Genomic DNA, 24764 nt, shown 5'->3' on the forward strand with positions numbered 1-24764 from the left:
TAAAATATGACCATCTAAAGCTTAGAACAAGTAGGTTATAAAAACTTAATATTGTCCGAAATGTATATTTTTGGTCTTTTCGGAGTAGATATGCAAGATACACTTTGCTAACATTAAAATGTAAATGATATTCAATGTCATTATATGTTGGCGAAGTGTATCTTTTTAGTTGGTAGTGGGAGATACAAAACATGTGGTTAGTTAGAAATTGAGGAGGGCACAATGAACAGGTGGGGACAGACGAAACGGACTATCATTCTGTCGAGTGCAGTTGCCTTATGGCTTAGCGCACCTCTCGTGGTTTGGGCGGATAATGCGACTGTTACTACAGATGTTGTTCATGTCAAAGGTACATGGGCAGAAGAAGAAGCAAAATTGAACTCACAGCAAGTGCAAATCATTACCAAGAAAGAGATTGAAAAGAAACAGGCGAAGTCCGTTGAAGACATTATATTTACTCAAACAGGTGTATCTAGAACCGTTGATGCTATGGGCCGTGTAGGTGTATCCATCCGCGGTGCCGAAGCGCGTCACACACTGATCCTTGTCGATGGTCAGCCGGTGCTAGGTGATTTTGATAAGTACTCTGGTGCAGCAGACGAAGTACAGCGTCTAGGTACAGAAAACGTTGAACGTATAGAGGTTATTCAAGGTGCTGCCAGTGCTAAATACGGCTCTGATGCTATAGGTGGTGTTGTTAATATCATCACGAAAAAGGCACAAAAGAAACCATCATTGCAATTAAATGCAGAAGGTATGCGTCGTAAGAGCGATGGCGATGTGTTCCCATTCCAAAACTTCTTTATTCGTGCCGACTCTGGTCAAATGGGAAAATTAAAGGTTGGATTATCCGGTAGTAAACGTGATCTCATGCCTGTCTTGGCCTCCGTTAGCCGCCGTGAATCTGGTATGGCTTTTGACTATGCAAAACATAACTTTAAGCCCAATGTACTTCGTTACTACGGCGATGCGGCCGATATCGGTCTTGTAGCAACTTACGAGGCAAATGATAAAAATAAATTTGAAATGCGCCTCAACCGTTATACAGAAGATCTTGTGCGCGATGTTAAACACTCTGACTCAGACTTAGAGCCTCAACAACATTTTAAACGTACAGCGGACCGTAATACGGCAAACTTACAATGGTCCTCTCGAGCTGGTAAAAGCGACTGGACTGTTGAAGCTAACTACTCCCGTATCAAAGAAAATGATGTAGCTCTCATTAGTTATACTGGTCGTTCTGCCTATGAAGGATCTAATGAGTTGCGCTATATCGATAATATCGATCACCGTCAATTAGACATTCGAGCTAACGCGAACACCCAAATCAACAAAAATCATCTGCTTAGCTACGGCGTAAGCTATGCTCGTGAAGAAGGTTCTGGTAGCCGATTGAAGAGCTCTCCTAATACAAGCACTATGTACATCGATCCATGGGATTACGATAAGAGCTTGCTAGTGGATAAACTTGACCGTCTTGTAAGACGTAAAGGTGATAACAGTATTAAGGTGTATTCTCACATTCACGACTACAAATTCATCAATTCCGGTGGGGGGATGCCGCAATGGGATATGGATTATGAATACTATGGCGCCGAAACAGATGCTCAAAAACCAGGTATTACATACGATGACTATATTAATTATGGTTTATCTGAAAGCCGATTAAGTGATTGGTCTAGTACATCCCCTAATAATCAACCTGTAACGGATGAGTTTAAAGCTCGTTATAAAGCGTTAGAAGATCGTTTAAAAGCTGAAAATCCTGTGTTATCTGCTACCCGTGCCAATATCGTAGGTGACTACTTTAAATATGGCGAATCCAATGATCCAGAAATGCGTAAAAAGGCACCTAAATTAAATGGCAAAGCCTTCTTAGAAGAGTACCGTAATCGAGACCAACGATTGACCACTGGTAGTGGTACAATCCGCAAGTTAAACGCTTATATTTCTGATACTTGGCAAGTGAATAAGAATTTAACATTATCTCCAATTGTACGCTTTGACAATAGTAGCTTGTTTGGTTCTAACCTATCTGCCTCCTTAGGTATGACCTATAACGTAAATGGCAATACACACCGTAGATTTAAAGCCAATATAGGTACTGGTTATACTGAGCCAGGTATGGGCGAATTGTGGTATAACTGGGAAATGTATGCTTCCAATCCTGTAGGGATTGGGGTGGCAAAACTCGGTTGGTACTGGGCTGGTAATCCTAATTTGAAACCAGAAAAATCTGTCAACTTTGACATGAGTTTAGAAGGGGAAAATAAAAATACCTATGCCCGCGTAGGCGTATTCCACAACCGCATCAAGAACTATATGTCCGTATACTTCACAGGGGACTTTATGGACTTTGCGCCATACCTTAAAGGCGATGCAAAGTACCAACGTGCACCAGACATGATTTACAGCTTTAAAAATATTGGTAAAGCAGAAATCACTGGTGTTCAAGCTGAAGTACAACAAAAGTTCGGCAAATATTGGTCTGGTAAGTTAGGTTATACATACTTACATGCCATCAACAAGAGCGATCCTTCAATGCCTCGTCAATTGCTTGATAAACCAATGCACAAAGTTGACATCGGCATTACTTATGACAATCCTAAATCCGGTTGGAATGGATCCATTTGGGGTGATTACTATATCAACATGCTTGATAGTAATACTCTTAATAACGGTGGTAACTATTGGCCAGATATCTTGTCCGGTGATGCAGGCGTTTATAATAAGCAAACCTATGAAAAGAAAACCTTTGGTATTTGGAACGTAATGGTTCAAAAACGATTCAACAAAAATGCCATGATGTACTTTGGTATCAACAATATCTTTAACCATCGCGATGATGACCGCGCTACACAAGAACGGGTCTATCGCATGGGGGTTAACCTTAAATTTGGTGGTGGAGATGGCACAAAAACGACGGCTATCGGCAAGACCAAAGATGGTGCAAAGGCTGGTGTAGCAGGGGCAACTGTGGCGGGTGCTAATGGTGAAGTTGGTAGTGCAGAATCTAGCGTACAAAACGTAGCTGATGTAGTTCGTTTAACTGACTTTATTCGTTCTGATTTTGATACCACTAAAGAGCGTGGTATTACATTAGTGGGCGACTACAGAGCGCGCTGGATGGCACATGATGGTTCTAATAGACCTCAATCTCCATTTAGAGCTAACTCCGCTATCGGTTCTGCAAAAGCGAATATGTACGATGCCAATCGTCATAGCTTTGAACAACGATTGCGCCTAGGCTTTGATGCACGCCTTAATGAGTTTACAAATCTTAAGGTTATGGGCAGTGCAAGTGGCATGAGTGGTGTCGATACAAGCTGGACTCAATCTTATTCAAAAGGTTTTAACCATCAACGTCTGGATACAGTGGATCTTACAAGACGCGTTAAGAAATGGGACGTATCGGTGGGCCGCTTAACAGAGCCTATGGGGGCTAGTGGATACTGGTTTGGTCAATCCTATGATGGTGTTCGTGCCGTTTGGAATGGGCACGACTCTCAAGTTCGTATCGGTGTTGGTACTTTCAAACATAGTACAGGCATCACTGATTCTGCCTACACTCATGCAGTACATGAAGTTATCTATAGACCACCAACAGCGGCTGAATTGATTGGTATTAACCGTGATGAGTTCCCATACGACATTACTAGTGCTACAAAAACGGGTTCTGATGGTGAGAAAAAAACTACTGAAGATGCAGCTGCACCAGATAGTCCCGATGGTATTTATGCTTCTACTTACAAAGGTAAGACAGATAGCATCTACTTCTATCAACAGCTAAAAGAATTGCAAGATGAATATGATGCGTATAAAGCTACATTGAATCTAAGTTGGAGCAATCCAAACAGGGATCAAGAGATTGAAAAGGCTAATGCAAAGCTTGCAGAAACACAACAAAAACAAGCTCAAATCATGAGCCGCTTACAAGATATTCTTACAAAGGCATACCCTACAGATATGGCTGAGAAGAAATTCTCCCTCGATATTCCATCTGATGGATATGCAATGTATGAAATCACTAATAAGAATACAGGGGAAAAACTCTATAAGACCGGGGACATTATGTATAATGTGAACTCTTCTTTATACCCTGAATACTTAAAAGAAAAGGCTAAGGGTCTCATCATATCTACTGATAATAAAGATGCTTTAGTAAATCCTAAAGCCTATGTTGAAAAACATGGTGACGAGATTAATCAATCTGTAGCAGAAATTGCTAGATATAATGCTACAGATAATTGGAGTAACTATAACAATAGTGAGCTTGATGTGGTTTGGGTTAAACAGCCAGATGGCACGTTCAAACAATCTTATGATTACTATGGACAACCAGCTAGTGATTATGAGTTCACTGGTTATGTAGGTGCTAAAACATATAAATACGCCAGTGGTAGCTATGTATTTAGCGATTTTGATGCTAAAGATGCAATTTACAAAAAGAACTTTACAATGGCCTCCAATGATTGGGGTGAAGGTAGTTCTTACTATGGTTGGGGCATGCCAAATGCATTGTTTAACTATATGTATAATCTTGAAAAGGTTGTACATGATGCAGAGTCTGAAAACAAATTACCTCGTGAAGCGATTGGTAAGATTATTGGCAATTTGATTCAAACAGAAGGGGTAGTTCTTGAAAAAGATACTGTGCCAGCTATTGATAAAGCAGCCTTTGTTCAATACAAGAAACAAATAGGCTCTCGTCTTGGTTTACAAGCGTGGTATTTACGTTCCTTTGGCGGTAAAACGCATACATACCTAAATGCAAATGGCAACGGTAATGATGAATATAACTTCTCCAATGTAGCTCATGTATTCGGTATCGGCGCTAAATATCAATTAGGTGCTAATGCATCTGTTACTGTTGACTACGGTCAAAACCGTTCCAATCTTGGCCGTTACTTAAACGGCAATACTGTTTATGAACATGAACGAGGCACAGCAGACTTTACACTTAAAGGTCATCAAATGGGGGGGACCCCACACTTCTGGATGGCTCGTCTAGATATTGGCCGTGCTGACCTAGATATTCCAAAATCTTGGAATGCGTTCATTGATTACAAATACTTCGAACATGGCTCCTTCTTTGGTGGGAATGGTACTGGCGCAGTACCGGATCGTTATCTCGACGGTATTCGCAGCTTTACATTAGGTGCCGGCTATGTACCTCGCAAAGACTTACTCCTTGAGGCATTCTATACATTCGATGCGAAGGGCACTAATAAACGAGATACTTTATATGGTAGTGAAAGCTTTAAGTTAGGCGATTATACAAGAATTCAAGGGACCTACCGGTTCTAATGTTCAGTCTGTAAACAGGCAGAAAGGTTACTAATATGGAAAACTTAAATTATGTCATTCACTTATTTCATAGCGGCGGGTATGTAATGTATCCATTATTATTCTTGTCTTTTATGGTTATCGCTATCGCTGTAGAACGTGCTTTCTACTATCACAAATACGCTGGTAAAACTTTCGTTGTTACTCATGCAGTTAATGAACTAGCAAAATTACAAAATTGGGCAGAAATTGATAAAGTAATCAAAGAAAACCCATCTATTGCAAGCCGTATTGCGGAAGCAGGCTTAAAGAATGATTCTAGTGAAGAAGCAATGAAGACAGCTTTTGCTGATCAAATGGGCGTTGATGCAGTAGGTTTCCGCAAATATATGGATTACCTCAGTGCGACAGTTACAATATCTCCATTATTGGGCCTATTAGGTACAGTAACAGGTATGATTGGTTCATTCAGTATTCTCGACTCTGGTGCTGGTGCATCCGCCATTACTGGTGGTGTCGGTGAGGCCCTCATCGCTACAGCATCTGGTTTGTGCGTAGCCATCATGGCCTTTATTGTATATACAGTATTTAGTCATCGTTTGGATTCTATCATTAACCAAATTGAAAGTATGTGTGTCAGTATTGTTAGCGCTAAACGAGAAGGGTGGAAATAATTATGAACTTGCAAAGCTTTCGTATGAAAACTAAGCCGGAATTCATGATCATTCCAATGATTGATATCATCTTCTTTTTATTGGTATTCTTCATGATGAATAGCTTACAAACAATAGCTCAAAAAGCATTATCTGTACAATTACCACAAGCTACTAGTGCATCTGCACCAGCTCAATTACCTGTAGTACTCACATTAGATGCAGAAGGTCATATTACGATTGATAACAATCCTATGAGCATTGATGATGCTGAGGCAATGGTTAAACAACGTATTCAAGAAAATCCTAACGCTAGTGTTATCTTACAAGCGGACAAACGAGCAGCTCATGGTCAAGTAGTAGCAATCATGGACATGCTAAAACAATCTGGTGTTAAACGATTGGCTATTGCAGCTGAACAGAAAGGATAACTATGGGACTAGGCATATCATGGAAAAAAGCAGCCATTATATCCGCCGTAGTTCATCTAGTTGCTCTATTTATTGCAGTCATCTTTTTCGTAGTCGTTCCAGCCATTCAAGAAATGGATACCTATGAAATCGACCTCACACAAAGTGTTCTCGATGATGGCGGCAGTGGTCATGCCGGCGGTGGTGGCGGTAATAGGTCAGATTTATTCCCTAAACCACTATCGGCTGATGAAGTGGCGGCAAGAACAAAGGCTGTTGTAGCAAATGTTGATCCATCTCCAGCAACAGATATTCCTGATGCAGTAGATGTAGCTCCGAAAAGCGGCGAACATAAAGGTGCTGCCTCTGGGGATAATTCCGCAGGTGGTACAGGCCCTGGAACTGGTGGTGGTTCCGGCGGTGGTAACGGCACAGGTGTTGGCCCTGGTGATGGGGATGGTCAAGGCCAAGGCAAAGGCAATGGTGATGGCACTGGTAATGGTGATAATCATGGTACTAGTAAGGCTGCCTTCGATAAGGCTGGTTTCTACGCAGCTGTAGACAGTCAAAAACAAATTCCATATGCGGCGATTAAACGCAAAATGAATGTAGATACTACAATTTATGTCGAGGCACGTTTAGATACAGAGGGTAATTTAATTAGTATTGCCTCCTTAAGTGGTGGTGATGAGCTCTTTGTGGAAGCGGCCCTTGATGCAGTACGACGGGCCACACCATATCCAAATCATACAGGAGATATACAACCAGTAGAGGTTCCTGTACATTTTGTGGTACAGGCTGATGGTGAAGATGAAGAAGAATAGACTTATTTTAGTAATATATTTATTCGAGAATTAAAGGAGATAATTATGAAATCCATTATTTTATATTCTTCCCTCACGGGAAATACAAAAAGCGTAGCAGAAGCGATGGCTTCTGTAATGCCTGAAGGTACACCTTGCGTTTCTGTAAAAGAAGCGCCTGAGAATTTAGCTGATTATGACGCAGTATTTGTAGGTTTCTGGGTAGACCGCGGTACAGCGAATAAAGAGGCTGCTAAATTGATCGAAACCTTAACAAATCCTAATATCGTCTTCTTTGCCACATTAGGTATGTATGCAAATTCTGATCATGCTCGTGAAAGTATTGAAAAAGCATCTGAATTACTACAAAATAAAGAGTCCCTTGTAGATGGCTTCGTATGCCAAGGTAAAATCGACCCTAAAGTTATCGAAATGATGTATAAAATGTTCCCACCTGGATCTGCCCACGGACAAAGCCCTGAACGGGATGCGTTACATAAAGCGGCTGAAACACATCCAGATGAACAAGACTTTGCAAATGCAAAAGAATTTACAAAATCTGTACTTGCAAAGTTGCAAGCCTAAACTGAAAGGGGATTGGAGTATGAGTTTAGCAAGTTTCTTTGAATCCATTCCGGAGAAACAACGCAATCTACAATTAGGTTTAGAATGCGATAATCCGATGAGTGGTGCATTCCCTCATAAACGGGTTGTTCATGCAGGTCTTAATGGTACGCTTGTTTCTCCTAAAGAAACACAATCCCTTTGGGATACGTTAATGAATGGCACACCTAAAAAAGGTGAAATGCAATGCGCTTATATTCACATTCCGTTTTGTAAGACCAAATGCACATATTGTGGCTTCTTTCAAAACGGCACAAGTCAAAGTGTAGAGGACCAATATATTGATGGTCTTGTTAGCGAGTTAAAACTAGCTAGTGAACGTCCAAGATTAAAAGATGGGCTAATCCATGCCGTATTTATCGGCGGTGGTACACCAACATCTTTATCTCCAACAAACTCTGAAAGATTGTTAAAAGCGATTAAAGAGTATTTGCCACTAGCCAATGATTATGAGCTTACCTTAGAAGGTCGTATTCACGACTTAATTCCTGAAAATCTTGACGTTTGGATGGCAAACGGTGTCAACCGTATGTCCATCGGCGTACAATCTTTCAATACAGAAGTGCGTCAAATGGTAGGCCGTTTAGACACGAAAGAAACCGTATTAGAACGTTTAGCGGCGTTAAAAGCTTATGGACAATGTTCGGTGGTTATCGACTTGATTTATGGTTTGCCTGGTCAAACTATGGAGGTTTGGGAACAAGACTTAGCTGATTTGGTAAGTTCTGGCGTAGATGGTGCTGATCTTTATCAATTAAACGTATTTGATGGCAGTGATCTTAATAAAGACATTGCAAAAGGTAAGGTGCCAGCTGCGGCCACAACGGCTATGCAAGGGGATATGTTCGAATTTGGTCGTAAGTACCTTGATGAGCGTTCCTATCGTCGGTTAAGCGCAGCTCATTGGAGTGCCAACAACCGTGAACGTAGCTTGTATAATATTTTAGCTAAAGCGGGCGTACCGATGTTCCCATTTGGTAGTGGTGCCGGTGGTAATGTCGATGGGTATGGTATGATGCTACATCGTGCATTAAAGCCCTACGAAGATATGGTGAATCGTGGTGAAAAACCATTCATGGCCCTCATGAAGCAAAGTGAGTTACAACCTATCGTAAATCAAGTGGTAAGTCAACTTGAACAAGGCTTCCTCAATATTATGAGTTTGGTAAAACTAGATCCTAAACTAGATGAATTGAATTGGCTCTATAAATTATGGGAAGAACGTGGTCTCGTTGCGTATAATGGTTTACTATACAAATTGACTGCAGCTGGTGAATTCTGGACAGTAAATCTTACACAAAGCACCTTGGAAGCTGTGGAGTATATCATGACTGGTAAAAACTCCTTCGCCATAGAAGCGGTGGCTGCTCAAGATACTAAAACAACGTCTAAAGATAATCCTAACCAAGAGGTACGCGGTATTGGTCAAGGGAAAGCTAATATTTCCGTACCAACCGATGAAGATTCTGAAGCACAACGTAAGGATGCACTTATTGCTAAAGCAAAAGCTGAAATTGCGAAAAGCGGTGCCTCTGGTGAGTCAGCAGATCGAATGGTACAGGCTATGTACAATTTGAGTGCTGATGAAATTGAATATATGATGGAACGTATGATGTCTTAACCTGTTATAGCACACCTTATATCTAACAACCTCACTCACACACAACATATACTAAACAAGACAAACTACGTGACATACAGTACAATGTAGTACAAAGTAGCCCCAGACCATGGTCTGGGGTTTACTTTTTATACAACGAAATGTATTCTGTAACTATAGGAATTCATATAATGTTTAAACTATAAATATTACTTTACATTGAACGAGTCTACTATAATCGGATAAAAATACTTATACTTATAGTTTTAGTTATATTGATTGCAATGGTTATGGTGATAGTTAAAGGGGTAGGATAGGAGGTTAGTATGATTACATTTCCTCGAAAGGGTATAGATATTGTAGGAATTGGTGCTAGTACGTTAGATCGATTTATCGTCGTCGATCATTTCCCTACAGGCCGTGAGGTACAACAAGTGGTATCGTCTACTACAGATGGTGGTGGGCCAGTAGCTACAGCACTAGCAGTGGCCGGGAAATATGGTGCCCGTCCGGCCATGATTGATAGTATTGGTGATGACATGGTAGGGCGTCACATATTAGATGACTTTGAAAAATACAATGTTAATACAGAGGCCATTCAAGTTGAAAGCGGTGCTAACAGTGGAGTGGCAACAATTCTTGTAAAGGAGAGTACTGGTGAGCGTGCAGTATTTTTTGAACGGTCTACGGCAACTGAGCCAGAGTTTTTAGATGCTCATAAACAGCTGATAGGATCTGCCTATATTTTACATATCAATGGTCGACATCGCCAACTCATGCGCTCCGCTATGACCGTTGCAAAAGAGGGAGGTACTATCATTTCTTTAGATGGTGGTGCTCAGCGCTACGATGAAGACATGAAGCCAATTACAGAAGCTAGTCACATCGTTATCGTAGCTCGAGACTATGCTGAAAAATATACAGGCACAACTAATTTAGAAGATGCTTGTCGTATCATTCATGAACGAGGTGCCCTCATTGCTGGAGTTACCGATGGTGCTAAAGGTAGTTATTTTGTATGGCCTGATGGAACACCTTATCGATGTAAACCATTTCCTCAAGCTATCGTAGTCGATACAACGGGGGCTGGAGATAGCTTCCATGGTGCTTTTTTGGCTGATTTAGCACATACAATTAATCAGATGAAGTTGGAAGATCATACTCCGACGAGTAAGCTTGACGGTGCATCTATGTGTGCTGTAGAGTTGCTCAAACATTGCGGACACTCCGATTTAGAGAAGGCCGCTATTTTTGCATCGGCCGTAGCTTCATTAAATACACAAGGGATAGGCGGACGCAGTCCACTACCAACGTTACAGTCAGTGCAGGAACTTATAGGATAGGGCTAAGGTTATGTGGCAAAATACTCCAAAAAATCAAGTACAGCAATATATGCAACAAAATCCTTATCGTTTATTAGCCCTTAGCTTTTTGGCTGTCATGACTATAGGGACGATATTGCTTATGTTGCCCATATCAAATGCACAAGGGCATAGTACAATGCTTGTAGATGCAGCTTTTACTGCCGTATCTTGTGTTTCTGTAACAGGATTGGCGACAGTAGATACCTATTATCATTGGTCCTTATTTGGAAAAATCGTCATGGTAATCCTCATCCAATTAGGTGGTTTGGGGATTGTTTCCTTTACCACTATTATTGCTCTCGTATTAGGACGACGGGTAGGTCTAAAAAATCGTATGCTCTTGTCGGAGGATGTAGGGCAAGATAGCATGAAAGGACTTCTACACATTACGAAGAAAATAACGATTTATACCTTTTGTGTCGAAATTATTGGTGGTATCATCTATACCATTCAGCTATATCCCTATATTGGTGATGCTGCTTTATATACGGGGATTATGCAATCTATTTCCAGCTTTTGTAACGCAGGATTTATATTCTTTGATAATGATCTACCTTATGCCATGGTGGGCGATGTATTATTTAATATGAATACAATGGCCCTTATTGTAATAGGTGGTTTTGGTTATCTCGCAACGTTTGATATTTGGTCGCATCGCAAGTTACGACGTTTTGTAGATTTAAAACTACATACAAAAATAATGTTAGTTGGCACAACGACGCTCATCCTTTTAGGGACTATTATTTTCTTAGGGGTTGAGTGGGCGAATCCCAAAACCTTTGGCCCATTACCTATATGGAACAAGGTCATGGCCGCTTTATTTCAATCGATTACACCTCGTACAGCAGGTATTGCAACTGTAGACTATAATGCTTTACATCCCATTACCCTGTTTGTTACCATCATTTTTATGTTTATTGGGGCCGGTCCTAACTCCACAGGGGGCGGTGTCAAAATTAGTACCATTGCCGTCGCTTTTCTAGCATCCCGTACATTATTTAATAACCGTCCTGATACAGAGGTTTTTGAACGTCGTATTTCCATGGTTACTGTACTTAAGGCCAATGGGATTATCTTTTTATCTATCCTTCTTGTTTTACTTGCAACTTGCTATTTGGCTTGGGATGAGCCGTACGATTTTATTCGACTGCTTTTTGAGGTAACCTCTGCCTTTGGGACCGTCGGTCTTTCAACGGGGATTACACCTGATTTATCTGAAAGTAGTAAATGGGTATTGATGCTTGTTATGTTTACCGGTCGTGTAGGTGTTATGACTGTTATTGGTACTTGGGCGTTAAGAACGGCACCAACTAAACCAATTGGATATGCAGAAGAAAATGTATTATTATAAAAATCAATTAAGATTAATTGAGTCTAATTAAGTCTAATATAGATTAATATAAACGAGGTAGAGCATGAAACATAAAACAATAGCTGTTATAGGACTTGGTCGATTTGGTAGCACTGTTGCCAAGATGTTAGCCTCCATGGATCATGAGGTGTTAGGTGTAGATATTGATCCAGACGTTATACAAAAAATTTCACCATTTTTAACACATGCTATAGTTGCAGATACAACCGATGAAGAGGCAATCAAAGCATTGGCACTAAGCCAGTTTGATATGGTTATTGTGGCTATAGGTGGAAATCTTCAAGCTAATTTAATGACAGCTATGCTTCTTAAAGAATTAGGTGCACCTAAAATTGTAGCCAAAGCAGAAAATAATATACAAGGTAAAATGCTTCATAAAATAGGTGTAGATCAAGTGATTTACCCTGAATATGATATGGCATTACGCCTTGTACAATTCTTAACACGAGACCATGTGATGGATTATTTACAACTATCTAAAAATATTAGTCTTATAGAAATAAAAATGCCTTCATTTATGGTGGGGGCTAATTTAAAGGACTCCAATTTGCGTGAGAAATATAATCTTAATGCAGTAGGTATAAGACGCGGTGAGGATTTAGAAGTTCCACCAAACCCAAGTACTATTCTAGGTGAAGATGATAAATTATTAGTCATTGGGAATAATTCTGATTTAGATGCATTAACGATGTAGTGAGTATACGAAAGAAATATAACCATATCGAAAAATTATGATATAATTAAAATAGAATTCAGTATAGGTCATACGTATTCGTATGGCCTTTTTACATAGAAAAGAAGGTTATTATGACAGAGGAACAATATATAACAGCGCTGACCAATAACCCACATGGGATTAGGAATATTCCAAATCCAACGGAAGCGATGCAGCTTACCTGTGTAGGTCAAAACGGTATGTTGCTTCAATATATCAAAGAGCCTACTCAAAAGGTTATTGAAACGGCGCTTTCACAAGCACCACGAGCTATACAGTTCGTAGAAAACCCTACAGAAGAGTTGTTAAGTGCCTTAGTTAAAAAGGACTGGGCTATTTTAGAATATATAGACAATCCGTCTGACTCGTTAATTCGAAGTGCATTAGCGCAATCTGGTTGGGCCATTCGCTATATAGCAAATCCATCAGAAGACTTGCAATTAGAAGCGGTAAAGGCAAATTACGATGCGTTACAATATATTAAGGAACCTAACGAAGCAGTTCAATTACAAGCTGTACAGGAAAATTATTTAGCCTTGCGCTATATTAATGAGCCAAGCGTAGCCGTCCTAGAAGCGGCAGTGAAGCAAGATCCGCAAGCGATGCGTCAAATTACAAATCTTTCTAAAGAACTGGCATTACACCTATTTAAAGTCAGTGCAGCTATCTTAGGCTATATCCCTAATACATTAGGTGTTACGGTGGATGAAATTAAAGCTATCATCGTAGAAGCTATTTCTAGTGATACCATTGATGCGGACTATGTTCGTGAATTGATCAACAATAAAGCTATCGGTGGCCGCCAATCTAAATGGCCTATCGATTTATTGTCACTTATTGATGCGTATGGCACTAGAGCAGTAAAGAAAATCGCTGTAGGCGAATATTTGAAGTATTAGAATGGAGATACAATGAACTTTATAGATACAATGGCGAGCGTTGAATTAGTGCTTGCCGCAAATCAAGTACCATTGCTCGTCGGTGAAACGGGCATTGGTAAAACATCTCTCGCAGCGCGCGTAGCAGATGTACATGATTGGGAACTGGTTACTATCGACGGCAACCTTTTAAAAGAAGGTGAAATCGGTGGTTTGCCAACAGTAGAAACCGTGACGCACACAGATGGTTACGGCCATATTCATGAAGTAAAAACTACGGTATACGCGGTGCATCATACCTTGGAACATGTGGCGCAAGCCGTAGATAAAGGTCGCCAAGTATTGCTGTTTATCGACGAAATTAACCGTGCAGAACATGCAGTGCAACAAGAGTTGATGAACCTTATCTTGAACCGTGAAATCAATGGTTTCTCCTTGAGTGATCAAGTGCGTATTATCGCTGCTATGAACCCTGAGGATTCCTTTGATTACAAAACCATTGATATGGACCCAGCCCAACAAAACCGTTTTGTATGGCTCTATATGTATGCGGACTATATGCAATGGATCGACTGGGCTATCGACGCAGGGATTGAAGAAAAGGTTATCGAATTCATTTCTTCTTATCCTGAATATTTAAATCAACGCCACGAAGACGATATTGATGCCACACCTCGTTCCTTCGAGCGCGTATCTGGCCTATATACGATTTATAAAAACCAAAAAGGTTCCGCTTATGGTCGTGACGTATTTATGAATGTTATCCGCGGTAACGTCGGTAAACTCATTGCGGAGGCTTTTGTAAACTTTATCGAGTCCGATCAAGAACCGCTTATTACCTTTGATGATGTGTTGGCAGCAGTTCAAAAACCAGGTGCTATCATGTCTATGGCTGAGCAAGTTAAAAATGAAAGTCCAACGCGACTATATGTAGCGGCTAAAAATATGTTACATCGTTTAAATCGCAATAGTAATGCAGAGGAAATTCATCACTTTGTAGAATTCCTCGCATTATACCCAGGAGATTTGCGCATAGCGGTTATGAAAGATCTACGCAACACGTATGAGCGCGTATACGCCTATGCCATTGAAGATGATTTGTTCGTTGATACCTTCTTTGAAGCACAAAAATAGTTTTACCACATAGTTAACAAAAAGGAGGTGGAATGATGCAACGAAATTTAGATAAGGACGATATTCGCGATGCTTCTGACTTACTGACGCATATCGATGGTTGGGAAAAGACTGGCTCTTATGATGCGAATGCCATTGAGGCTCTCAATCGTTGGCATGCGAAACGAGAGCGCATCCATTGTGAAGCAGAGGCTTTATATACACAAATTTATGCAACCTATGAGGCCTATGTAGATAGCTATGAAGCGCAACATCATAGTATGGCGCCTGAACGTATAGCAGCGGACTTGATGAACCAAAATATGTCGGATAGTCATATTGGCACCATTGGTCGAGCTCTTGAAGATATAGAAGTAGAAGGCACAAATCTTGCGGTTATGCAGCAAGCCGTTATGACACCAGCCTTTGAGCAACGATTATGGAATATTTTGCATGATGTAAATAGCTTAATCCTTGAAGAGGACCAATTCTTTGGTTATTTCTATTTACAAATGGCTCATCGCATTCGCTTTGACATGACCAGTGCTTTTGGTATTAATTTAAAGCAAGGCGGATATGTACTCTATGTAAATCCCTTTATTTTATTACGCCAACCGCCGGATGTGATGAAGGACGGCATAAAGCGCGAAATACTTCATATTATTTCGGCTCACTTGTTGCGGGTAAAATCACTGAGCCAAAGTTTTAATAAAACAGCGGTTCACATGGCCATGGATATGGTGGTAAATGATTATCTTGAACATGTGGACCGTGATGCGGTAACGGTAGCTAATGTGAATGAACGTTTTGGTTTATTATTAAAACGGTTCCGTACCATTGAGTACTATGCGAAGGCTATCGACAAGGTTATGAAAGAAAAGCCAGATCTCTTTGTACCTGTTGACAATGCAGAAACGGCGGTAGCTATGGAGTTTAATCCTCAAACAAGTCATGATATTTGGGATGAATCTGATTCTATTGATACAGATACGATGGACCAAATTACGGAGCGTTATATTAAGGTCGCCTCCAAAGGTGATATGGAAGGGTATGTAAAAAGTCTCATCGATACGTTCCAAAAGACGCGTCGAGCCTTGCCTTGGTATTTTTACCTAAAAAAACTGATGGGGAAGGTAGCGAGTGGCTATAAAAAGACGACCATGCGTCGTAATCGTCGTCAGCCGGAGCGTCTCGAATTATCTGGCACCTTGCGCCAACATAAGGCGAATGTGTGGGTAGCCCTCGATATGAGCGGTAGCATTACCGATGTTGAGTTTACTAATGCATTAGAGCAAGTACTGCAAATCGTGCATGCCTATAATCATCGCATTACCGTAGTAGAATGCGATAACGAAGTGCGTCGTACCTACACGATGGAATCCGTGAAGGACGTTAAGCCGCGCCTCGATGTGCGTGGTGCCACAGCTTTTGCGCCTGTGTTCTCTCTAGCTAATCAAAATCGTGTGGATTTACTAGTATACTTTACGGATGGTAAAGGGGAGGAACGCCTCCGGGAGGCTCCAAAAGGCTACAAAGTACTTTGGGTACTAACAGGTGAGAACCCTCAATTATCTTTGCATAATTCCTATGGTTTAGTTCGAGAGCTAGGCTATGTAGGTGTAGATGAAACACAAGATATCGATGAGTTTGTACGCATGTCTAATCGAGGTGGTTTCTCCATGGCGAACCAAGAGTTCTAGGCCAATGGGTAATCGCTTTACTTCATTAGGTTTTCTCCTATAACCCTTTTGGTTAGGTCCTAAAAATAGACCTAACAATAAAAAATGACGCAATTCCAATGGATTGCGTCATTTCTATGTCATAATTGGGGCTTAGCTGTTAAGTTCGATAGAGGAACCTGGCTCGATAATGAGCGCTGTTTGATTGTATTTGCCTTCAACTAAGCTTGTGAATACACCTGGTTCACGGTCGATAACAGGCCATGTTTTGTAGTGAATTGGAATGGAGATACGCGCTTTTACATAAGAAGCGGCAAGTGCAGCATCTTCTACGCCCATCGTGAAGTTATCACCGATTGGAAGCAATGCGTAGTCAATATCGCCAAAGCGATTCAATAATTTCATGTCGCTAAAGAGTGCTGTATCGCCAGCGAAGTAAAGAATATCGCCGTAGAAGTCTACGATGCAACCTGCTGCATGCCCGCCTGGAATGCCAGCGCCGTGGAAGGCAGGAACCATGCGAACAGAACCAAATTCGAAGTCGAATTTGCCGCCTAAATGCATAGCATGAGCACGGCAACCAGCAGCGGTAGCTTTACCAGCTATCTCAGCTGTGGAGATAACGAGTGCATCATTTGCTTTAGCGATGAAATCTGTATCACCATAATGATCGTCATGACCATGGCTAACAAAGATATATTGGCATTTAATATCTTCTTTTTTTGCTACATCCCATGTGTTGCCCGTTAAAAATGGGTCGAAAATCATGGATACATCACCGCGAGTGAGCATAAAGCAAGCGTGACCGAAATAAGTTAGTTTTGTTTTCATAGGAACACTTCCTTCCTTATACATACAATTGTTAATTCTATTGTATAATATAATTAATGAAAATAAAACTATGGATGATAATTTATGCATAATTAGTAAGGATATAGTATGGATTTAACACATTTTGATCAAGATGGTAATGCCTGGATGGTAGATGTGTCCGATAAGGATATTACATCTCGTACAGCTGTGGCTGAAGGTTTTATTGCCATCAACGACGCTATTTATGAACGTATCGCGGCGGGTACTATGAAAAAGGGGGATGTCCTTAGTGTAGCGCAACTAGCGGCCATCATGGGCGCTAAACAAACGAGTAATCTCATTCCCCTATGCCATCCGTTGGCATTGACTAAGGTTGAGGTGCACTGTACCTTAGTAGATGGTGAAAGCCCAGCTTGCACCGATGAAAATCACAACAAGGCCGTTAAGGTGAGTGCTATCGTTAAAACAAGTGGTAAAACAGGCGTTGAAATGGAGGCCCTTACAGCTGTTCAAGTGGGCCTACTCACCGTATACGATATGTGTAAGGCCATTGATAAAGGCATGATTATGGGCCCTACATACCTCGTAGAAAAAGAAGGCGGTAAAAGTGGACATTTTGTGCGTTCCTTTGTAGAATAATATAGAAATAAAGAATAGGGGAACGATAATGGAAATAGTACTTTATGAGCCAGAAATCCCTGGCAATACAGGAAATATAGCGCGTTTATGCGCCGCCAATCACATGACTTTGCACCTTATCAAACCGCTTGGTTTTTCCATCGATGATAAGCATGTAAAACGAGCTGGTCTTGACTACTGGCATTTGGTAGATGTGCAAGTTCATGAGAATATTCAAGAACTATATGAGAAATATCCAGATCGTAGATATTTCTATGCTACTACAAAGGCTAAGCATACACACTCTGAGGTCAACTATGAAATTGGGGATATGCTTGTATTTGGTCCTGAATCAAGAGGTTTGCCTGAAAGGCTTTTAGAAGGTAAAGAGGATACATGTATTCGCATACCAATGGTCGATGAAGCTCGTTCTTTGAACCTGTCTAATGCAGTGGCTATCATTGCCTATGAAGCTATGCGCCAACTTGATTATCCAGATCTTAAAGCAGAAGGGAACTGGATTCAACCTAAATAATTATACTTTCACTATAGACGGATATAGTATACGTATGTGTTAAAGAACCTACCAAATCTTTATGACCGGTAGTGTTTCGTACAGTGTTGTTAGAGGAGGATATTATGAACTACGATAAAGCTCATGATTTAGCTCACGCTATGCGTGAATCCGAAGAGTACAAAGAGTTAATGGCTGCTCAAGAAGCAGTGAAAGCTGATGCAGTAGCAACGTCTTTGGTACGCACATTTATGGCACAACAAATGCAATGGGAATACGCTAAGTTGTCCGGTGCTCCAGAAGCAGATGAATTGCAAAAGAAACAAGAGGAATTGATGCCTCAAATTCAAGAAAATGCTGCAGCGACTTCTTATTTGCAAGCGCAAATGCGTTGGAGCCAGATTTCTAATGATATCTATAAAATCATTAGCGAACCAATCACTGAGGGGATGAAAGTGTTAGATCATGGCGAACAACAACAACCAAAACATTAAGGCCTTAAAAGAAGCCTTATTAGAGAAATTACCAAGTACACGTGTACGAGAACAGGAGTTGCTTTGTCATCATACGACATTTAAAATTGGTGGTCCTGCTGATTTATTTATTGAACCTACGACGATGGATGAGCTGAGCTTTACGCTGCGCACCATTCACGAATTACAAGTGCCTGTAACTATTATCGGTTGCGGCTCCAATATTTTGGTGAAAGACGGTGGTATTCGCGGTGCTGTCGTATCGGTTCGACATATGACGCAAATCATGGATTGCAATGATAATGTATTATGTATTGGTTCTGGTTATATGTTAAAGGATGCTTCTGAATTTGCTTGGGAAAATGGATTATCTGGCCTTGAATTTGCCATTGGTATTCCAGGAACATTGGGCGGTGCTGTATTTATGAATGCAGGTGCTTATGATGGGGAAATGAGCCATGTCGTTACATCAGTATTAGCTGTAGACTTCCAAGGTAATATTAAGGAGTATGATGCGTCTCATCTAGATTTTGCTTATCGTCATAGTGTGTTCCACGATAACCATGAGGTTATTGGTGAGGTCGTTATGACACTCAAACCAGGCGATAAAGATACTATCAAAGCACGCATGGATGAACTCACAGAAAAGCGTGAATCTAAACAGCCATTGGAGTTTGCTAGTGCAGGTTCAACCTTTAAACGCCCACCAGGGTATTTTGCAGGCACCCTCATTGAGCAAACAGGCCTTAAGGGCTTATCCGTAGGCGATGCACAAGTATCTCATAAGCATGCGGGCTTTGTCATTAATACGGGTAGTGCGAGTGCGAAGGATGTCCTTGATCTCATTGCAGAGGTACAACGTCGTGTATATGATCGACATGGGGTTCATCTTGAACCAGAAGTACGCATGATTGGTGAAGACTAATTAAATAGTAATGAAAGATTTCTTATGCCTTTTGTTTTTATTCAAAATCTTGATAGATATAATTCCAAGTTTTGTCTTTTATAAGCATGAGGTATAAGGAATCTTTTTTTATAGTGTTTTTGACTTTTCTCTATAGACTGCGTTATAATTAACTGTTGCCAATTTTGGGAATATACCAATATAGAGACTTTCATAAGTCCTATGTGATATAAAATATACTGAAAGAATTAAAGGGAGGATCTTATGATTCGCGAAAATCTTCGTAATGTAGCGATTATCGCCCACGTTGACCATGGTAAAACTACTTTGGTGGACGCGTTATTAAAACAAAGCCATGTGTTCCGTGAAAATGAAAAAGTAGCAGAACGCGTAATGGACTCCAATGACTTGGAACGTGAACGCGGTATTACTATTTTGTCTAAAAATACTGCTGTAATGCATGATGGCATCAAAATCAACATTGTTGATACTCCAGGCCATGCTGATTTCGGTGGCGAAGTAGAACGTGTACTTAACATGGTTGATGGCGTATTGCTTCTCGTAGATGCTTATGAAGGTCCGATGCCTCAAACTAAATACGTTTTGCGTAAAGCATTAGAACAAAAATTGAAACCAATTGTAGTTATCAACAAAATTGACCGTCCTGACCAACGTGTTAAAGAGGTTGAAGATGAAGTTCTTGAATTGTTTATGGAACTTGAAGCTGATGATGATCAACTTGATTTCCCTGTAGTATACGCATCTGCTCGTTCTGGCGTATCTAAAACTAACTGGGATGATGAAGCTGTAAACATGGAACCATTGTTCAAAACATTGATTGAAGAAATTCCTGCACCTGAAGGCGACATGGAAGGTCCTCTTCAATTCATGGTAACTACACTTGATTATGATAACTTCATTGGTAAAATCGCAGTAGGCCGTATCGTTCGCGGTAAAATGAAAACTAACCAACAAGTGGCTATCATGAATGGTGAAAGCACTCGTAAAGCGAAAATCGGTCGCGTATATACTTACAATGGCTTGAATCGTGTGGAAACTGATGAAGCTGAAATGGGTGATATCATTGCATTCGCTGGTATCGACGATATCAACATCGGTGAAACTGTAGCTGATGCTGAAAATCCTGAAGCATTACCATCTATCTCCATCGACGAACCAACATTGTCCATGGTGTTCTCCGTAAATAACTCTCCATTTGCTGGCCGCGAAGGTGAATTCGTTACATCTCGTCACTTGCGCGATCGTTTGTTCCGTGAAGTAGAAACTAACGTTTCTATGAAAGTAGAAGAAACTGATTCTGCAGATGCTTTCAAAGTATCTGGCCGTGGCGAATTACACTTGGCTGTATTGATTGAAACTATGCGTCGTGAAGGCTACGAATTACAAGTAGGTAAACCTCGCGTAATCTTCAAAACTATTAACGACCAATTGTGCGAACCACTTGAAGCATTGACTATCGACGTACCTCAAGAATTCATGGGTACTGTAATGGAAAACCTTGGTCAACGTAAAGCTGAATTGACTAATATGGTTGAATTAGCTGGTTACCTTCGTATGGAATTCGTAGTTCCAGCGCGTGGTTTGATTGGTTTCCGTGCACAATTCTTAACAGCTACAAAAGGTAATGGTATCATGAACCATGTATTCCATGGCTATGCACCATATAAAGGTGAAATTCCATCCCGTACACGCGGTGCTTTGGTAGCCTTCGAAAATGGTGAAACAACTCCATATGGTTTGAACTCTGTTCAAGACCGTGGTACATTGTTCGTTGGTCCTAACCAAGACGTGTACGCAGGTCAAGTTATCGGTGAAAACACTCGTGAACTTGATATGGATGTTAACCCATGTAAGAAAAAACACGTTACTAACATGCGTTCTAGCTCCTCTGACGAAGCAGTTCGCTTGACTCCACCTCGTATCTTCTCCTTGGAGCAAGCACTTGAGTGGATCAACGATGACGAACTCGTTGAAGTAACACCAGAAAGCATTCGTATGCGTAAAACGATTCTTGATCGTAATGCTCGTGCGAAAGCTGCTAAAAACAAAAAATAATATCTATATAGATAGAAAGCGACGCTCCTTAGGGGGCGTCGTTTTTGCATTATATCGGTATAAGAAGGGCATTTCATACATGGGAATAAACAATATTTTCATTGTTTACTTTAATTAAGATATTCTTTTTTATTATAACCATATGAAAAAGATGATAATTTTATCAATTGTGTTGGATTGGCATATAAAGGGATGTATATACAAACTCCGTATATTAACTAAGTTATAGGGGTATTGGTATATACGAAATGTATAGAACGCTGTATAATAATAACAAGTTTGTTGAAACAAGTTATTGATTATGGAGGTTCTTATGAATAAGAAAATCTTAGCTTCTTTGTTCGCAGTAGGTTTAGCTGCAGGATGTGTGTGCTCTTCCGTTGATGCGCATGGCGTATTCTTTGCAAACCGTCTTGATGAAAAAGTATTAGTATTAGGTGAAGGTCCTTTGGATAACGCTTACAAACCTGAAATGGTAACAGGTCTTGTAGGTTATGATAACAATGGTACAGTAATCCCTGTAGAAGTTGTTAAACACGAAAAAAATATTGCCATCGTACCAACAGACAAATTAGGCGTAACAGCAACTAACTTTGACTATGGCTACTGGACAAAAGACAAAGATGGCAAAACTGTTCATAAACCAATCACAGAAGTACCTGGTGCTCAAAAAAGTACACATGCTATCAAATATAACGTTCACTACTGGAATGCAGAGGCAAAACCTTTAGACAATAAAGATGCTTTTATCCAAATCATTCCTTCTGTTAACCCATTGACACTTAAAAAAGGTGATACCTATGAAATTCAAGTCTTGAAAGAAGGCAAACCATATGCAAATGCACCTCTTATCAAAGACGTAATCAATGATCTTACTAACGAAAGCCAAGCTGATGCAAACGGTAAAGCCACTGTTACAGTAAGTGCTAATGGCCTTAACGTAGTAGGCGTTGAAGTAGGCTTCCCAACTCAAATTAAAGGCGAGCAAAACAAATACTTTAGCGCATTGTCCTTCATTATCTCTCCTGAAGAATAATAATTAGTAATTTTAGTGCTTACCATAGATAACACATAGCGTATCGATGCAGGGGTACGATATAACTTCTAATTTCATTATGCAAAAAACATCGACTAGTTGATGATAACTAGTCGATGTTTTAGTTTTAGGATAGGTTTCAAAACTGAAAATGTATTGATTTAACAAATTCATTTTTCTATGCTAATATATAAAAACTAGAGCTTATACAACTTCTTAAGTAAGAATTGGGAGGTATTATATGAAGGTTTTAATTGTAAATGGTAGTAGTCATGTAAATGGAACAACTATGCAAGCTATACAGGAAGTACAAAAGGTTTTTACTGAAAGTAATGTAGATACTGAAGTCATTCAACTTGGTAATAAGCCAATTCGAGACTGTATTGCATGTGGCTATTGTTTTGAACATGGTGAATGTGTATTCAAAGATGATGATGTAAATGCATTCATTGAAAAAGCGAAAGATGCAGATGGTTTTATTTTTGCCACACCTGTATATTATGCACATCCAACTGGGCGTATTTTATCCTTTTTAGATCGCGTATTTTTCAGTGCGGAAAGTGTTAAACCGAATCCATTTGCCTTTAAACCGGGTGCGTCTATTGCTGTAGCTCGTCGTGGTGGTACAACTGCATCCTTTGATGTGCTTAATAAATATTTCGGTATTTCTCAAATGCCAATTGCAGGATCTACCTATTGGAATATCAGCCACGGCCTAGTAGCAGAAGATGCTAAACAGGATGAAGAAGGCATGCAAACCATGCGTAACCTTGCACGTAATATGATTTGGATGATGCGTAGCTTTGCTGTAGCTAAAGAGCAAGGCGTACCATATCCAGATACTGATACAGAGACAAAAGTATCTACAAATTTTGTTCGTTAATAACTTATTGCTTGGTGTGGTGTTAAAGGAGATATAATGGTTAATGTTTTATTTATCTGTCACGGCAATATTTGTCGTTCTACGATGGCAGAGTTTTATATGAAGCATATCGTTAACAAGGCGGGGTTAACCGATTCTATTTATATCGAGTCCGCAGCTACATCTCGTGAGGAAATAGGAAACGATACCCATAACGGAACAAAACAAAAGCTAGATGAAATGGGTATTCCTTATACTCGTCGTAAGGCTCGTCAAGTAACGATAGATGACTATCATAACTTTGATTACCTCGTTATAATGGATGAAAATAACGCACGTAATTTAAAACGTATCATTGGGGCTGATGTAGACTCCAAGGTGTACAAGGCTATGTCTTTTATTGGTAAAAACCGTGATGTAAAGGATCCTTGGTATACGGGTAACTTTGACGAAACTTATGACGATGTAAGTCGCAGCTGTGATGCTCTATTAGAGTTGATTAAAGAGCGAATGTAATAGAAACAGCCTCTACAGTTAGCTAACAAAATGCTTAACTATAGGGGCCTTTCCATATGTGACTTGTGTTTGATTACTTTATACTATCGAAGCATAGCGTTATATGGTATAATTTTTAGGTGTTCATGCGCCTATAGCTCAGGGGATAGAGCGCCGGTCTCCGGAACCGGGTGCGCAGGTTCGAATCCTGCTAGGCGCACCAAATAAAAGGCTTCTCGATTTCGAGAAGCCTTTTTATATGTCTTTATTCTTTATGTTGATGTATAGTTCAGAAAGTTATATTTTAGCATTTATATTTAGTACAACGAATTCCTCGTGCTTGAAATTCACCCATCAGTAAGTCTATTGATTTATCAATGATTTCTTCGTTAGTTATATATACCATCTTTTGGTAATGTTTATGCTTCATGAATGAAATTTCACATTCCTTATATATTGGGTATGGTATAATATTC

At 40.2% G+C, this 24764-nt stretch carries 21 protein-coding genes and 1 tRNA gene; 21 read left to right on the top strand and 1 reads right to left on the bottom strand.

What is annotated here, in order from left to right; translation table 11 throughout:
- Positions 1-222: 222 nt before the first annotated feature.
- From RWZ05_RS07030 to RWZ05_RS07085, 12 genes are all read left to right on the top strand, one after another.
- Positions 223-5307: a TonB-dependent receptor domain-containing protein gene (locus tag RWZ05_RS07030; protein ID WP_314643169.1), complete on the top strand. Its 5085-nt coding sequence runs from the start codon at positions 223-225 to the stop codon at positions 5305-5307.
- Positions 5308-5342: 35 nt separating this feature from the next.
- Positions 5343-5960: a MotA/TolQ/ExbB proton channel family protein gene (locus tag RWZ05_RS07035; protein ID WP_314643170.1), complete on the top strand. Its 618-nt coding sequence runs from the start codon at positions 5343-5345 to the stop codon at positions 5958-5960.
- Between the two features lie 2 nt (positions 5961-5962).
- On the top strand, positions 5963-6370 hold the full coding sequence (locus tag RWZ05_RS07040; RefSeq protein WP_314643171.1) for a biopolymer transporter ExbD: 408 nt from the start codon (positions 5963-5965) through the stop codon (positions 6368-6370).
- Between the two features lie 2 nt (positions 6371-6372).
- Positions 6373-7173 carry an energy transducer TonB gene (locus tag RWZ05_RS07045; protein WP_314643172.1) on the top strand — a complete coding sequence of 267 codons (801 nt, stop codon included), beginning with the start codon at positions 6373-6375 and terminating at the stop codon, positions 7171-7173.
- A 45-nt stretch (positions 7174-7218) separates the two neighbouring features.
- A complete protein-coding gene (locus RWZ05_RS07050) occupies positions 7219-7737 on the top strand; it encodes a flavodoxin family protein (protein WP_314643174.1) in 519 nt (172 codons plus the stop codon).
- Positions 7738-7756: 19 nt separating this feature from the next.
- Positions 7757-9397 (top strand): heme anaerobic degradation radical SAM methyltransferase ChuW/HutW, encoded by a 1641-nt coding sequence (hutW, locus tag RWZ05_RS07055; RefSeq protein WP_314643176.1) that lies wholly within the window; start codon positions 7757-7759, stop codon positions 9395-9397.
- 305 nt (positions 9398-9702) lie between these two features.
- Entirely contained in the window at positions 9703-10719 is a 1017-nt protein-coding gene (locus RWZ05_RS07060) for a carbohydrate kinase family protein (RefSeq protein ID WP_314643178.1), read from the top strand.
- 10 nt (positions 10720-10729) lie between these two features.
- The gene (locus tag RWZ05_RS07065; RefSeq protein ID WP_314643180.1) at positions 10730-12091 is read left to right on the top strand and encodes a potassium transporter TrkG; all 1362 of its coding nucleotides are present in this window, start codon (positions 10730-10732) and stop codon (positions 12089-12091) included.
- 64 nt (positions 12092-12155) lie between these two features.
- Positions 12156-12806, top strand: coding sequence for a TrkA family potassium uptake protein (locus tag RWZ05_RS07070; protein ID WP_314643182.1), 651 nt, complete (start codon positions 12156-12158; stop codon positions 12804-12806).
- Positions 12807-12919: 113 nt separating this feature from the next.
- Positions 12920-13726, top strand: a complete 807-nt coding sequence (locus RWZ05_RS07075; RefSeq protein ID WP_314643185.1) for a hypothetical protein — start codon at positions 12920-12922, stop codon at positions 13724-13726.
- A 12-nt stretch (positions 13727-13738) separates the two neighbouring features.
- On the top strand, positions 13739-14839 hold the full coding sequence (locus RWZ05_RS07080) for an AAA family ATPase (protein WP_314643187.1): 1101 nt from the start codon (positions 13739-13741) through the stop codon (positions 14837-14839).
- Positions 14840-14874: 35 nt separating this feature from the next.
- Positions 14875-16518, top strand: coding sequence for a VWA-like domain-containing protein (locus RWZ05_RS07085; protein ID WP_314643210.1), 1644 nt, complete (start codon positions 14875-14877; stop codon positions 16516-16518).
- A gap of 132 nt (positions 16519-16650) precedes the next feature.
- Here RWZ05_RS07085 and RWZ05_RS07090 read toward each other — a convergent pair whose 3' ends face one another.
- A complete protein-coding gene (locus RWZ05_RS07090) occupies positions 16651-17328 on the bottom strand; it encodes a metal-dependent hydrolase (protein WP_314643189.1) in 678 nt (225 codons plus the stop codon).
- A gap of 108 nt (positions 17329-17436) precedes the next feature.
- Here RWZ05_RS07090 and moaC point away from each other — a divergent pair, with 108 nt between their 5' ends.
- From moaC to RWZ05_RS07135, 9 genes are all read left to right on the top strand, one after another.
- On the top strand, positions 17437-17949 hold the full coding sequence (gene moaC, locus RWZ05_RS07095; protein ID WP_314643192.1) for a cyclic pyranopterin monophosphate synthase MoaC: 513 nt from the start codon (positions 17437-17439) through the stop codon (positions 17947-17949).
- A 28-nt stretch (positions 17950-17977) separates the two neighbouring features.
- Positions 17978-18463, top strand: a complete 486-nt coding sequence (gene trmL / locus RWZ05_RS07100; RefSeq protein ID WP_314643194.1) for a tRNA (uridine(34)/cytosine(34)/5-carboxymethylaminomethyluridine(34)-2'-O)-methyltransferase TrmL — start codon at positions 17978-17980, stop codon at positions 18461-18463.
- A gap of 104 nt (positions 18464-18567) precedes the next feature.
- Positions 18568-18936 (top strand): YlbF family regulator, encoded by a 369-nt coding sequence (locus RWZ05_RS07105; RefSeq protein WP_314643196.1) that lies wholly within the window; start codon positions 18568-18570, stop codon positions 18934-18936.
- The gene (gene murB / locus RWZ05_RS07110; protein ID WP_314643198.1) at positions 18908-19840 is read left to right on the top strand and encodes a UDP-N-acetylmuramate dehydrogenase; all 933 of its coding nucleotides are present in this window, start codon (positions 18908-18910) and stop codon (positions 19838-19840) included. Before RWZ05_RS07105 ends, murB begins: the two co-directional genes overlap by 29 nt.
- A gap of 243 nt (positions 19841-20083) precedes the next feature.
- Positions 20084-21895, top strand: a complete 1812-nt coding sequence (gene typA, locus RWZ05_RS07115) for a translational GTPase TypA (RefSeq protein ID WP_314643201.1) — start codon at positions 20084-20086, stop codon at positions 21893-21895.
- A gap of 313 nt (positions 21896-22208) precedes the next feature.
- Complete coding sequence (locus RWZ05_RS07120; protein ID WP_314643204.1) at positions 22209-22931, top strand: DUF4198 domain-containing protein; 723 nt, start codon at positions 22209-22211, stop codon at positions 22929-22931.
- A gap of 241 nt (positions 22932-23172) precedes the next feature.
- Positions 23173-23814, top strand: a complete 642-nt coding sequence (locus tag RWZ05_RS07125) for a flavodoxin family protein (protein WP_314643206.1) — start codon at positions 23173-23175, stop codon at positions 23812-23814.
- Between the two features lie 36 nt (positions 23815-23850).
- Positions 23851-24309, top strand: coding sequence for a low molecular weight protein-tyrosine-phosphatase (locus tag RWZ05_RS07130; RefSeq protein ID WP_314643208.1), 459 nt, complete (start codon positions 23851-23853; stop codon positions 24307-24309).
- 127 nt (positions 24310-24436) lie between these two features.
- A tRNA-Arg gene (locus RWZ05_RS07135) sits at positions 24437-24511 on the top strand.
- Positions 24512-24764: the final 253 nt, after the last annotated feature.

This window comes from uncultured Veillonella sp. (assembly GCF_963543145.1).
In the GTDB taxonomy this organism is placed as follows: domain Bacteria; phylum Bacillota; class Negativicutes; order Veillonellales; family Veillonellaceae; genus Veillonella.